The following is a 14,156-nucleotide window of genomic DNA, read 5'->3' on the forward strand; positions in this document are numbered from 1 at the left end:
GTATCTTATAAGTTAAGGGTCCAGACAATCATTTGCTTAGTAATCCATGTTTTTCTAACACATTAATAGAAATGTTTTTCAAGCTACTTACAGGATCAAGCACACCACATGGATCATATGTGATAGTTTTTATTCCTGTTTTTTCTTCTATGCATCTTTCCATGTATTGCACGTAATTTTGTGTAAGATCGTCTATTACTTCCTGTGTTTCCTTTAAACTTTTACAATCTTTGAATTCAGTTACTAGTTGCTCAATTCCACTTTCATAGAGTCCAGAATAGTTTTGAATTATAAAACTCCTGTTTTTAATAGCTTTTTGTATTAAAGGAAACATCCCGTTTATATAAGCTAAGCTTCCTGCATCCAAACTGATATCTATTGTTAACTTTCCTTTTTCCTTCCATAAGTCTATTTTTTCCTCCATGATTTTCCTACTATCACAAGTTTTTATTAATTCTATTAGTGCAGAATTACCATACTTATCAGATACCCAGTCACTATGCACAAAGTTTTTATACACCAGCATTAATGGAAATATAAAGCTTAGGTTATCAATATATCGAACATATTCGTCTTGATTTAATTTTCTTATTATTTTGCTGAAATTAGGTTTAATAATAATATCCTTATATCGAGCATATTCGTATTCGTCTAGATTGAATTTTCTTGTTATTTCGCTGAAATTGAAATAAGGCTTAATAATAATATCCTCATATCGAGCATATTCGTCTTGATTTAATTCTCTTATTATTTTGCTGAAATCAGGATCCTTATATCGAGCATATTCGTCTTGATTTAATTCTCTTATTATTTTGCTGAAATCAGGTTTAATAATAATATCCTTTAATAAATCTGTATTGTGAAAATTAATATCGCTTTTTGTTAAGAGTAGATCATTTGATTTAAAATCAAACTCTTTTAATTTTTTCACTTCTAAATTAGGCACTTGTAGTCCTAAGTCAATCTTTATATCCTTTAATATGTATCCAATTCGTTTACTATCTGCGTATTCTTTGTTAAATAGCGCAATGAAATCAAGAGCGATTGATCTTGATTTTTTGATTAACCAACTATAAGTATCACGTACTCCATCTAGTACAAAAGTTAACATAACCCCTCATTTTTAAATACCATATTTAAATGTATAATATTTTCAATTAGCAAGCAAGTTTCTAGGCTGAAGTATGTTACAGTATTTTTAAAGTATGTTGCTCAGAAGAAATGGAATATTATTTAATATCCTGTCTTGAAGTAAGCGCTATCTTCAGAGTCCCTTCATCTAGGTAGTCAATTTCTCCACCTATCGGTATACCACAAGCAAGGCGCGATATTTTTACATTCGAATTCTTTAGCAATTCAATTATATATTGCGCAGTAACTTGGCCTTCTAATGTCGGATTGATTGCAATAATGACCTCTTCAATTTTAAATTCTGTAACTCTTTTGGGAATGTTATCAAGATTCAGTTCTTTTGGACCTATGCCATTTATTGCTGATAGCCTTCCACCCAAAACATGATACATACCTGAATATATATTCCCTTTTTCAAATGCCCATAGATCACCCAATTCTTCTACTACACACATTAACTTGGTGTCACGCTTTGGGTTAGTACAAATAGAACACGGCGATTTAGTATCTAGGTTTCCACAAATTTTGCACTCTATTATAAGATCCGCTAGCTCTCTAATCAAAGATGCAAGCGGTAGCATGACTCTCTCTTTGTTCTGGAGCAAATGTATAACTAATCTTCGTGATGATGATGGACCTAAACTTGGCAATTTAGAAAAAGCATGAACTAAATTCTTTATATTAATGTTCATTTAACAAATTCAGGATATAGTTTATAAAATGATAACATCAAACCTTTCGTAAAGAAAGCTTAGTTTGATTGGCTATGAAAAAGATTTCCCACTTTTTTTAGAACTGTCTTGAAAAAATTAATGTAATCACAATCTACTGTAACCTAACTCTGATTCAGGTATAACTGAAATTATCTCACACATTTGCGTAGTTACTACGGTACTTCTTTTTTGAAAATGACGTAATTTATTTTTCAACATATTTCTTTCTTCTACATAACTGTCTGACTCTTTATTCAAACTAGAATTTTTTTCTTCATACTTGGAAAGTATTGTATCGATCAAATAATTAAAAAATAATATTAGACCTGTAGTGTTGGCAAGCAATGCAAGAGAATAATATAACATATCTTCACTCACTTCTTCATTTATTATGTCATGGGAATTTCTATACATTCTAAAACAAGAGCCGAAGGCTGCTAAGCATACACAAGTAAGTTTTGTTTTGTTTAGGACGCACTTAATTCGTGCTAGTTTTTTATTATTATCTTCTAATTTTATACGCAACTCACTAATTTTACTACTATAGTGCTGAATAAACAATTCTATGGCCTCTTTGTTATTAGCATAATTATATGCTTTGTAAGATTCCTTATCTATGAGTTCAGTATCTATATCCTTTGATTTGAGAAGCTCTTTGATTGCTTCATTTTTGTTAAGAAGCATAGCTTCGTGTAGAGGTGTGTACTCATTTTCAACATCTTTTCTTCTGTTAATATTTTCACGAGTTAAGTAGTTAAAAAGAGCTGAAATGCATTCTGAATTATTGCTTTCAATAGCCAGAGTAATTGCATCTTTTCCATCCTTGTTATTAGTATTAATAACTTTGAAAAGCGGCTTTTCATTCTCTTGCTTATGTTCAAAATATTTGCGTTTGTAAAACTCACTTGAACAGTATGGTTCCTTAAGAATACACAAAAGTTTTTCTACAAAACAAGTACGATTTCTTTTTATAGCTACATGTAAAGGTGTGTCATGATTCTCCTCGTCTTGCAACAATAAGACATCATACAAATAACCCTCTTTATATAAAAAATTAATCTCTTGATCAAAAGAGATATCTTCTTCTCCTTTACAGATATTTAGTAGCCGTAACCCTATACTTTCTGTAGTACTGTAATCAATTGCAGAGCTACGTTGCACTTTAGATTGATAAAGGGTTACGTCCATACTATTCCTACCTTTAAACAACCCAGCTATACCTCTAAATATTACAGCTATACCTGATTCACTCCGAGCAGCACAAGGTGTTTCATCTGGAATGTTAATCTCAACATTTTCACTAGAAAAAAGTTCTAAAACATGCGAGTTGCTTTTTCTACTGGAAAAAGGCACATCGTTCCTTTTATCTTTAATCTCAGCACTCTTTGCATTCAAAGAATTTAGAGAGTTAGCTAAACAATCAAGATCTGTAGCATTTTTAGACTCAAGGTCTTCTGCTTGAAAATTTGCTGCAGTGTTTATTTCACCTTTCATATTTCTTTTTTTACAGAAGTTGCATTTCAGGTAGGGTATCTCATCTTTAAAATTTTTCAACTCTATTTAAATTTTTTTAAAATAGTTTTTGATAAAAATACTTATGAAACTAACTTCTGTGTTAATTTTTTAGAAGATTTTATAGCTAAAAAATTACTTCCGCATATTTTAAATCTGATTACAATTACAGTTAGAGATATTTATTGAGCTCAAAAATCTATCTCCGTCTGCAGACTTTTTTATTAAACTCATTAAAAAATGTAGCGTATCCTCTTCAGAGCATATCTGTCGTATGTTCACTGCATTTTTTCTAATCTTTTTTATACAGGGGGATCTTATGTTCAGAATTCCAGATACTTGACCTTTAATTTAGCTAATAAAAACCAACTGGTACCTGCGGTTTTTATAGCTACGTTTTCTCAAATAAGTTTTAAATGAATAGATTTCTTGCATAATAAGATGTCATCCCAGTGCTTGACACTGGGATCCAATAAGAAAAATGCGCTGGAACTTTCGAATTCCAGTTATGCAAGAAATCTAATGTTAAAAAACTCACAGTTATCCTAGTACTGCTTTATTATCTACAGTCTTTTCATACTTGACAGAAGAGAGTTGAGGATTAACAGCTTCTTCTATTGATTTAGCCTGTTTATAGTCTTGACTTAGGAAATATATAGCCACTCCAACTGCTATTCCAGCAACAAGAGCAGATACTGCGAGTGTGCATAATATAATAGTCATTGAAGGGACTAAAGCACTACCAACACCGAGTCCAATGCCAAGAAAAACGCCAGGTATAATGCCAATCAAACTATTACATCTAGCACTTTCTTTTTTCGATTTAGCTTGGTCTTGCATGTATTTAATGAGTGCTTCTCTTGTTTTTTCTTCTTGAGCTAAATCTAATGGCATTTTGTCTTCTTTATTCCTTATCAAAGAATTTGCGCCATGTTTCAAAAGGGCTTCTATTGCCTCAGTGTTATTACTTATAACAGCTTGGTGTAATAATGTATTTTTACTACTTTGATCTTGAAAATTTATCAATTTGTAGAAATAGAAATACTGAGGAGTAATAAACCTATTCACAGTTTCATCTAAAATCTTCATCACGTCTTGAAATGATAATTTCTCTTTTTTCTCAGATATTGCACTATCGTGTTCAATACAGTAGTGCAAAATAAGATACACCATATCTTTTCTTATATCTACAGCATCCTCTATAGATAAAGCTGATTTAAATAACTCCTTGTCAATAGGTATTTTGATATTTTTATTAAGGAATTCCTTCAATTCTGTAATTTTTTCGTTATGCCTTATCCCTTTCCTACAGACGATTTCAAGTAAAGTATTCATACCATCTCCTTATTCTAGTTATATCAATAATATAATAAACTCTAATAAAAGTCAAATCATTGATTAAAAAATTAATATAATTAATTCTGTGAATGTCAAATAAATTCAAATAACATCAAAAAAAACTCACAGGGTCAACATCTATTGTTACTGCAATATTTGAATTCAAGTTGTAATTTTTAATCCAATGTTTCAGCTTTTTCTTTATGAATAGACTATGTTTACTATGTATCTTTAGTAACACTCTATAACGATATTTATTGTTTAAAAAATTTATTGCTGCTGGTGATGGGCCAAAAATTTCGAGTTCTTTTTTTCTAGTCACGCACTGGAATGACAACGCAGAAGGAATAGTAGCTGAACATTGATCATGCAAAAAGCTTGTTATCTCACTTGCTGCTTTCTGCGTTGCAAATTGATCCTTACCGAAAACTATAAGCGCTATTAATCTACTAAATGGTGGCATTTTAGCTTTGCGTCTTGACTCAAGTTCAATTTCATAAAACAAATCCCTTTTTTGCTGCTGCAATGCTTTTATTATCAAACTTTCAGGATTATTAGTTTGCACTATTACCGTTCCTTTTTCGTTGAACCTCCCAGATCTACCGGCAACTTGATGCAATAATTGATACGTCTTTTCTGCTGCCCTGAGGTCAGAATTTTCAAGGCCTAAATCTGCGTTTATCACTCCAACCAAAGTTAACTTAGGGAAATTATGCCCTTTAGCAATCACTTGTGTACCGATTATAATATTCACTTCTTCTTTGAGCACTGAGTCAATTACGCTACCAAGCGACTTCTGGTCGCTGCTAATAATCGCAGTCTTTGCGTTTGGTAATAGTTTTACTATCTCTTCAAGTAACCTCTCAATTCCTATACCACAAAGGGATAATGACTGCTCACTTTGACAATTCGAGCATTTTTCTGGAAGTTTTGATTGGTAAGAACAATGGTGACACAAAAGGACGTTCTTTTTCTTGTGGTACGTAAGCCATACAGTGCAATTTGAGCAGGAAATTTTATATCCACATTTTTTACAAACTGCAAGTTGCGCATACCCCCTGCGGTTTAGAAAGAGCATAACTTGCTGTTTTTTCTCTATGGTTTGTTTTATCCCTTCGAAAAGCTCATTTGAAATCCATTGTTTATTATTCACTACTTTTATGTGCGGCAACTCTGCACCACCGAATCGTTCGGTTAGCTTTACATGGTTGTAATTCCCTTTTTTAACATGATAAATTGTTTCAAGCAGCGGAGTAGCGGATGATAAAATAATCGGAATATTTTCGAGTTTGGCTAAGATAATTGCCATATCTCGAGCATTATATATAATTCCTTGTTCCTGTTTAAAGGATGAGTCATGCTCTTCATCAACGATGATCAATTTTAGGTTCTTATAAGGCAAAAAAAGTGATGACCTTGCCCCAATAATGATCTGCGCACTTCCATTTGCTATATTGAGCCAATTATTTCGGCGAGCTTTTGGAGTAAGTCCTGAATGCCACTCAGCTATATTTCCAGATATCTGACTGTGAACACGATTTACCAATTGTGAAGTTAGAACAATTTCTGGCAGAAGGATAAGGACTTGTGCATTACCCTCTTCTGGTGTTATTCCAGTGTGTAACCTTTTGGTGTTTGAACATTTGCAGGTAGTTTTAGTAGTAGATGATGTCATTCCAGTGCTTGACACTGGAATCCAGTCTTTATCGTACAACTGCTTAGTGTACTGATTTGAAATTAAGTTCCAGTGTCGGGGCACTGGCTTTTTGGTAAAAATTACTCTTATATTGTAACATTCGTCTAGTTGTGTATTGAACGCTGGAATGACATAACGTTTATTTTTGAAAGTAAATTGCATAGCAAATGGTGTCATGCAAGTAGTTGACACTGGAATCCAGTTTTTTGATTGAAAATGTTGTATAGTGTGCTGTTTACAATCAATTTTACTGGATCCCAGTGTCGGGGCACTGGGATGACAAAAGAAGGGGGTACCGGAATGACACCATAGGATGGAGTGACACCTTTTTGGTAGACAATGTTCGTAAATACTATAATTCTTAATTAACTGTGCAATCACAGAGAGATAAACTTCCGTTTTTCCAGACCCGGTTTCACCGTCAAGCAAAGTCACTGAATACTCATTCAAATTACTTATTATCTTATTGCGAGCTGCTTGCTGCTCAGGGCTTAATTGGCAATCTATTTCACTTATTTCCTGCTTTTGCTTAGTGAAAACTAACTTATCTATCTGATTTACCTTTAATACTCCTCCCATTATTACTTTGGCAAGCATACCGATAGGTATTACATTATACTGCGCAACCCACTCTGCAAATTCGATCAGTTTTGGTCTGATACTCGGTAACTCGATCTTTTGTTCAATGCATTTTAATTCTCGATCACTCTTGCCGCTATATTTCCAAACTATTCCAATCAAACGCTTTCTGCCAAACGGCACCACTACGTAATCTCCAATTGAAACTTCAGTATCTTCCTCAACTGCATATGAAAATAGCTGATCAATTGGAAGTGGCAGTAATACGTCAACTGTTTTTGTCATAAGTTAGCGCTGTTTTTAGATACATAGAGAAGCCTTAATGCTTTTTTCATAGTACACAATTTATAATCATAAATATTAGAAATGTGAGGAAATTCTGTATGTTTAGCGATAAAATAGTCCTAGACTTTGAAATAGAAAAAGGTGACCGAATAGATCGGTGTTACTTCTCTACACGCATCAAACTTACAGATAAGAGCAAGAGTTTTCTATGTGAAAAGCTCGGTAAACCTAACAATTTAGATGATTACTTTAATCTTAATCCTGAGAATTTTTATATTTATTACAACAAATATAGTGGGCACTATGGTATAAATGAGCTGTATGTCAGAGATAATAATGGTAGATATTTAGCTACTAAACTTCCACTTGATCAGAGCGGATTTTCGATAGAGTTATCATTCGACGAGGTGAATTATGGCTTTTATCCTATGTATGCAATCTATAACCCCACTCAATATGACAAAAAGCAGGAAAAGAGCTTTGAAGATAATGGTGAATTGCAGCCGTTTGTGTCAATTGTATTGGATTACTTTCTAAATGGCTTAACCGTTCAAGATATGTTTTTGCAAATACAAAATGAGCTTGTTGAAAAAGAAACAAAATTAGAAGAAGACAGAAGAAAAGCAGAGGAAGAATTAAATAAAAAGAATGAAAAGTTAAGGGAACTCATAGAAAATGATGAGATTAAAGTACTTAAAGTAATAAAAGGCCATAGTATTGGGAATGGATGTTCAGCGGCAATTTTGCAGCTTGATGGTGATCTTGATGCAAGTAAGTACTACATAGCAGAGTATGAAGGCAATGAATACTTACATTGCACGAGCTCTGGTTATGACATACTGCTTGACCAGAGCGATTTATTTTTTGTTCTCAATAGCAGCTCTTATCTTGAACTTGAAAGCGGTTTCTACTCAATACCTGCTGGCAACTATGCTAAATATCTCGATACTAAGAATCTGCTTTTTCGCGATGATCAACTATCTAAGCAGTTATGCAAAAACAAGGTAAAGGCTGAATCTACAGTTAACGCATTTTTCTCAAGACTTATTTATAGTGAAAATTTTTAAGAGGTGAATATGAAATTTAAAACAAATTCTGAATATGATAAATCACAAACTTTGATTAAAAAATTATTTCCAAATAAAGAAAGTATAGTAATAAACGATCAGCTTACAATAGAAGTAAAATATGGGGGATTAGCTAGTTATACCCCTGAGTATATAAAACAAACTGTAAAAGATGCTTACGGAGCCTGGTCTGATAATTTCTATTCACAAAAAAGCGTTCATTCTGGTCCAGTAAAATTGCAGCTTTATGTGCTGAAAAATTACGATGATTACAAAGCTCACATCAAGGAACTTTCAGGTGGTAAGGACCATAGAGAATTATGGGGTGGTGGAACAGTAAGAGCACACGAAGCTGACGGCACGATAGCAAAGACTTTTATTGTTGGAGATGTAAATGGTTTACTTTGCGCAAAATCTAAAATTTTAATGGAGAAAATGAGCGATGCATTTCTTGAGTACTCTACCGGTAATATGGATACAGTACCTGAAGTTTTACGTACCGGTATGAAGCTTTTCATGTGGAGCTATGATGCAGCTAAAAAAGAAAGCACTCGCGATATGCATTATACAAAAGAAGCATACAATAAAATGCATGAATCTGGGCATGATACACCATATAAAATAGCAAGTATGTCTAACGACTATAGAATATCAGATTGCTTAGTGACATTCCTACAAGAAAAACATCCTCAATTCATAAAGCAATTGCTTACTGAAATGTCCTTCGATAGAGTACAAGCGATATCAAAATTCAAACATCTTTTGAATAACTCAGAAGTTGAAAAAGAATTTAAGCAGTGGATGGATGTAAAAAGTGGCGATAAAATTGTGGCAGATCTTGTGCCAGATAGTGAAGTTATGACTTTTGGCGAACACAAGCTTCAAATAAATATAAAATATGATGATGAGGAATTAACTCAGAGCAAATTGAGTAGTGTAAAAAATGCCATCGAGAGTACTATAAAAGATTTTGATTCAGCATTTGGCATTAATAATTCTCAGCCTTGGCACAACATACCAAATAAAGTTAATGTTTTCGTATTTAATACAAAGAGTGACTACGAAAATTATCTTAAGGAGTTGAACGTTAACTATAAAGGCGCTTCTGGCTTAACAGTTCAAGGGCGTGGCTCAGAAGTTCATGTTTATTTTTATCTACAAGACCAATTTGATGACTCGTGTAAAACTTTAAAACACGAATTGGGGCACGCCTTAACTATCATTAATTCCTATTATGGTACAGGTGATGTCTTATCTAAGGCCATGCATGAAGGGGTTGCTAACTATATGGCAAGTTTAGAAGATGGTCGGCATGTCAATGACCACGGAGATAAAGAGGCCTTGATTGCAATAAGAAATAAAGATCTCAAACCAGATGAAATATTGCGCAATAATATTTGGAGTAATAAAGGGGAACATTATCATTCGGATGCTGAACAAGTGATCAAATTTCTTGAAGATAAACACCCAGATATGATTGATAATTTGCTCAAGAGCCTTTCTAAATCTGGTGCAAATAGGTCTCAAGGTAATAAATTATTTGAGGATTTTTTGGCTGAGCTGAAAGGTTATGATCAAGAATTTAAACAATGGGTTAAGGCTGAGCTGAGTGGTGAACAACATATGGAATATAATGTTGTTGAATCTAACAGTGTTGAAAGTTCAACAAGCCAACAAAGTACAGGCAAGGGTCTATATGGTTATAGCCCAGTACATAATGTAAGTGGTGATAAAACCAAGATAGAAAGTGTCAGTAGAGAAGATTCTATGCAACCTGCTAAAAAAGTGAGTGAAGACGAACAAGGAAAAGCTGTTACAACAAAAGTTATGAAGTATAATAAACAGCCTTTCTTAAAGGTGAATATTGATGACAATAATGTAGAAAACACTATAGGAAAAGTAAACGAGATAAATAAGGTAACAGGTGCGACGAGTTTACATTTTGCTGCTTCATTGGGAGATTTAAGCAAAGTAGCAATGCTACTAAAACACAATTCATATACTGATACAAGAGACCATAATGGACAAACGCCACTACATTATGCCATTCAGTCAGGAAATACGGAAGTAGCAAAATATCTTATTGATCATGGAGCAAATCTTAATGTTCATGACAATTATTATCAGAAAACTAATACTAAATATGTGTATTATAAGACACCTTTACACTATGCCATTGAGTCTGGAAATATAGAGATAGCTAAATACTTAATAGATCGTGGTGCAAATCCTAATATTCAAGATGCTTATTCCAAAACGCCATTATACAGTGCTATTTATTCAGGTAATACAGAAATAGTGAAGTATCTATTAGATCATAACGCAGATCCTAATAGTAAAAGTTATTATACTTTTCCGTTACTTGCTGCTATTAAGCTAGGGAATGCGGAAATAGTTAAGAGTTTAATTGAGCATGGCGCAGATCTTGGTATCAAAAACACGTCAGCTCAAACACTGCTGCACTATGCAATTGAGCTAAAACATACGGAAATTGCTAAATACTTAATAGATCGTGGTATAGATGTTGATACCCGTGATATTAGCTCTGGTAAATCTCCACTACATTTTGCCATGTACATGAAAAATATGGAAGTAGTTAAATATCTCATAGAGCATAATGCGGATATTGATATTCAGGATAGCTACGGCTTAACACCTTTGCATCTTGCTGTTGATCTTGGGAATAAGAAGATGATAGAGCAGTTAGTTGAAAAAGGTGCGAATATTAATGCTCAGGATAATGATGGTTGGACACCTTTAGTTCATGCAGTGAGGCATGGAAAGTTAGATACAATAGAATATCTAATAAAAAACAAAGCTGACGTTGACGTTGTAGGCAAAGATGGCAGGACACTTGTTGAACATGCTGAGTTATGGGCAGAAGAGAAAGGACTAGCAAGAGATGTAATAGATAGCAAAGGCGGTAATGATTCTTATTATCGTGAGCTTTCAAAAGAAGCTGCAACTTGGGAAAAAGCTGGAAAGGATATGCTTAGCTATCTCAAAAAAATTACTATGCAAGAAGAAGAATCTAACGATATAGACCAAATGCCAGCAGATCAACCTGCGAGTGAAGAAAGGAGTAAAAGATCGATAAGAGGAGATGAAGAGAAGCAAGAGGAAACAATTGTTATAGATAATGTGAAACAACATCCTTTAAAAATCAAAGTGGGTGAGGCTGTTGAAATAGGGAAATATAAGGTAGAACTGCAAGTTACGTATGATGATGTAAGAAATTTTTATGACACTATACGTGGTAAATATCATGATGGTAGTGGATACAATTATGAGCAAGTAATGGTTTTGTACAATGAAATTGTTAGGCCAGCATCACAGCATCATGATGAACCATTTACTCTTGCTGAGTCCTATATTGCAGATGGGCATCTATTTATTAAAAATCAAGATTTTGGAATTTTGAATGATTTTAATGAGATGTTCTATAAAAGTGATGAGTTTATGTAATGTAAAAGGTGGATGAGAATTAATTGATATAAGGAATTAGATCTTTCACTGTCATCCCAGTGTTTCTTTCCCCTGCCATTCCGGCGTTTCCTTCTCCTGTCATCCCAGTCTGGGATCCAGTGTTCATATAATCTCATCACAAACGTTTATTTTAATTTTAGACCAATACCCAATTTAGAATCAAAATTCCTAGATTCCAGTGTCAAGCACTGGAATCTACTATGTAATTTACTTTTTTATATAATAAATAATATTAATTTATTAATTGACAGGTGGCGTGGGTTATACTATTATTAAGATATATAGTTAATATCTTAATAATCAATATGCCAAAACATGTTAATCGCATTGCTCAATCTATTGTATTAAAAGTCTATACTGATAAGGAACATCCTAGAGTTAAAGTGTTTTATAAAACTGAAGATAGAGAAGATGGACAAGTTGAAACAAGACTCTCAAAACAGGAAATTGCGGAGTTTTTAAATCAATTTGCCAATAAAGGAAAGCACCAAATTTCTATCAGTAAAAATGTAGAACAAGGTATAATTAAAGATATAGAAGGTATACGTAGAGAAAATGGTAGATATGTATACAAAGCACCGGATTTATCAGCTGAAGAACAATATAATAAATTATTTGAAAGTGAGAAAGCTATTCAATTTAATTTGAATACTTTTATGTCAGATAGTATATCTAAAATTGTACAATTAAAAGATAGATTTGAAGAAATTTTAGGTTTTTCTCTCGAAAGAGGGTTATGTCACTCATTAAATTACTTTGTTACTTTTCTAAAATTAGAGAATAGGCAAGATTTTGTTGGATTTCTCGAGTCTGATAATATTATATCTGAACAAGATTTTATGAATTATATTGATGGAAAAAAAGAACAAACGAAAAAGTTATTAATGATGCAGTTTTTATCGCAATTCTTACCTATTCTTGATATTCAGAGCATTGAAAAGCGAGAAGGAGATCCATTTTATTATGATGAGATAATATATAAGCAATTATGTAACGATCTATCTTCAACAAAAGTATGGGTCTATACTAACCAAGAACAAATCAAACGTTTCTTAAATGATGTGAAGATAGGATGCTACTTAGAATTTAGTTATTTTTGCTATGCTTGTAATGAAGAAGATGTCATTGAGGATGAGGGGCATTCTATGTTGGTGTATAAAGCAGAGAATGATAAATACATATTTTTTGACCCTAATAAAGGAGCGGTTGGCTTTTGTCCTGATACAGGAGCTGCTAATTTTACATTAGAGGAAGTTTGTAGGGTAATGGAACTTGCTGTAAACCATTATTCATATGATATGTATGTTGAAAATTTTGCAGATTATTGCGAAGTTCATATTGGACTTAGAAATGCAACACTGATTTCAAAGAAAGCTGAAAAACTTTATGAAACAACAGAAAGAACAAATTCAAAAATAATTGATATATCAGTTGATAAAGGTATGAATAAATTGTTGCTCACACCTGCAAGTCTGTGAAAGGACATAACTCGATCTTTTTGGCTATTTACCAAGTATAGACATCAGCTCATTCCATTCTCTTTTACCAATGCCACTTTCTTCTCTCGCAACATTTTCTCCTTTTATTAGCTTGCGAATTATTTCAAGACCAGTTTTTGAAATACAGGCTGATTTTAAGGAGTATTCAATGAAAGCATTATAGGCCAGCGGGACCCATTTCTTTACTATGTCCAACATAACTTCTGCATAGACTCTAATTTCATATTGGGCGTGCTGATCAGCTCTAAGCCTTAAAAAGTGAAGAAGGTTGTGTAAATCTATTTTCCAATAAAACTGAGTATAGTAATTAAGTGTTAGATTAGTTCGGGCAATTTCCCTTGCAAGGCCCTGTTCAATAAATTTCTCATAATGAGAATATACTAAATTAGAATCATTTATTAGAGAATCTATTATTTCTTTTGAAGTACTTGAGTCAAAAGCTTCACCGCTGCCTTGTTTATTATTATCAGATTGTTTTGCAACCTGTTCTGGTATATAAAATTCATTATCAAGTATCGAATACCTTCCGGAATATTCATTCACATTTGCAGTTCTGTGTCTTATCCACTGTCTTGCAATAAAAATTGGAAGTTTCACGTGAAACTTAATTTCACACATTTCAAATGGAGTTGTATGATGATGCCTCATCAAATACTTTATAAGCGCTTCATCTTGATTTATCTGTTTCGTTCCTTTTCCATAAGAAACGCGAGCAGCTTGAACTATGGCGCTATCAGAGCCCATATAATCAATTACTCGAACAAATCCATGATCTAATACCTTATGTTCTTCGTATAGAATGTCATCTATTTCTTTTACTGTAGTTCGCTTAGTTGTCTCATTCATAATA

Annotated in this window: 9 protein-coding genes; 3 read left to right on the plus strand and 6 right to left on the minus strand. The window is 33.1% G+C overall.

All coding sequences use genetic code 11. The features are described from left to right. Positions 1 to 28: 28 nt before the first annotated feature. From ABWU35_RS00340 to priA, 5 genes are all read right to left on the minus strand, one after another. Positions 29 to 1,111, minus strand: coding sequence for a hypothetical protein (locus ABWU35_RS00340; RefSeq protein WP_007302185.1), 1,083 nt, complete (start codon positions 1,109 to 1,111; stop codon positions 29 to 31). Between the two features lie 118 nt (positions 1,112 to 1,229). Next, positions 1,230 to 1,817 carry a recombination mediator RecR gene (recR, locus tag ABWU35_RS00345; RefSeq protein WP_179943646.1) on the minus strand — a complete coding sequence of 196 codons (588 nt, stop codon included), beginning with the start codon at positions 1,815 to 1,817 and terminating at the stop codon, positions 1,230 to 1,232. A gap of 132 nt (positions 1,818 to 1,949) precedes the next feature. Next, the gene (locus tag ABWU35_RS00350; RefSeq protein ID WP_007302183.1) at positions 1,950 to 3,338 is read right to left on the minus strand and encodes an ankyrin repeat domain-containing protein; all 1,389 of its coding nucleotides are present in this window, start codon (positions 3,336 to 3,338) and stop codon (positions 1,950 to 1,952) included. 558 nt (positions 3,339 to 3,896) lie between these two features. Further along, on the minus strand, positions 3,897 to 4,691 hold the full coding sequence (locus ABWU35_RS00355; protein WP_264685545.1) for an ankyrin repeat domain-containing protein: 795 nt from the start codon (positions 4,689 to 4,691) through the stop codon (positions 3,897 to 3,899). A gap of 115 nt (positions 4,692 to 4,806) precedes the next feature. Then, the gene (priA, locus tag ABWU35_RS00360; RefSeq protein WP_264685546.1) at positions 4,807 to 7,254 is read right to left on the minus strand and encodes a primosomal protein N'; all 2,448 of its coding nucleotides are present in this window, start codon (positions 7,252 to 7,254) and stop codon (positions 4,807 to 4,809) included. Positions 7,255 to 7,352: 98 nt separating this feature from the next. Between priA and ABWU35_RS00375 the strand changes: the two genes are divergently transcribed. The 3 genes from ABWU35_RS00375 (at position 7,353) to ABWU35_RS00385 (ending at position 13,285) form a co-directional block, all read left to right on the plus strand. After that, positions 7,353 to 8,321, plus strand: a complete 969-nt coding sequence (locus ABWU35_RS00375; RefSeq protein ID WP_264685547.1) for a hypothetical protein — start codon at positions 7,353 to 7,355, stop codon at positions 8,319 to 8,321. Positions 8,322 to 8,330: 9 nt separating this feature from the next. Then, positions 8,331 to 11,786 (plus strand): ankyrin repeat domain-containing protein, encoded by a 3,456-nt coding sequence (locus ABWU35_RS00380; RefSeq protein ID WP_264684911.1) that lies wholly within the window; start codon positions 8,331 to 8,333, stop codon positions 11,784 to 11,786. Positions 11,787 to 12,112: 326 nt separating this feature from the next. After that, positions 12,113 to 13,285: a hypothetical protein gene (locus ABWU35_RS00385; RefSeq protein ID WP_264685548.1), complete on the plus strand. Its 1,173-nt coding sequence runs from the start codon at positions 12,113 to 12,115 to the stop codon at positions 13,283 to 13,285. A gap of 24 nt (positions 13,286 to 13,309) precedes the next feature. Here ABWU35_RS00385 and thyX read toward each other — a convergent pair whose 3' ends face one another. Then, positions 13,310 to 14,152 (minus strand): FAD-dependent thymidylate synthase, encoded by an 843-nt coding sequence (thyX, locus tag ABWU35_RS00390; protein ID WP_007302176.1) that lies wholly within the window; start codon positions 14,150 to 14,152, stop codon positions 13,310 to 13,312. Positions 14,153 to 14,156: the final 4 nt, after the last annotated feature.

It is taken from the genome of Wolbachia endosymbiont (group B) of Xylocampa areola (genome assembly GCF_964028205.1).
Lineage (GTDB): Bacteria > Pseudomonadota > Alphaproteobacteria > Rickettsiales > Anaplasmataceae > Wolbachia.

Bases quoted from the DNA above. Each gene is read 5' to 3' on its own strand.
- ABWU35_RS00340 (WP_007302185.1), bottom strand. From the start codon at position 1,111: ATGTTAACTTTTGTACTAGATGGAGTACGTGATACTTATAGTTGGTTA.
- ABWU35_RS00375 (WP_264685547.1), top strand. From the start codon at position 7,353: ATGTTTAGCGATAAAATAGTCCTAGACTTTGAAATAGAAAAAGGTGAC.
- ABWU35_RS00385 (WP_264685548.1), top strand. From the start codon at position 12,113: ATGCCAAAACATGTTAATCGCATTGCTCAATCTATTGTATTAAAAGTC.
- ABWU35_RS00355 (WP_264685545.1), bottom strand. From the start codon at position 4,691: ATGAATACTTTACTTGAAATCGTCTGTAGGAAAGGGATAAGGCATAAC.
- priA (WP_264685546.1), bottom strand. From the start codon at position 7,254: ATGACAAAAACAGTTGACGTATTACTGCCACTTCCAATTGATCAGCTA.
- ABWU35_RS00380 (WP_264684911.1), top strand. From the start codon at position 8,331: ATGAAATTTAAAACAAATTCTGAATATGATAAATCACAAACTTTGATT.
- thyX (WP_007302176.1), bottom strand. From the start codon at position 14,152: ATGAATGAGACAACTAAGCGAACTACAGTAAAAGAAATAGATGACATT.
- ABWU35_RS00350 (WP_007302183.1), bottom strand. From the start codon at position 3,338: ATGAAAGGTGAAATAAACACTGCAGCAAATTTTCAAGCAGAAGACCTT.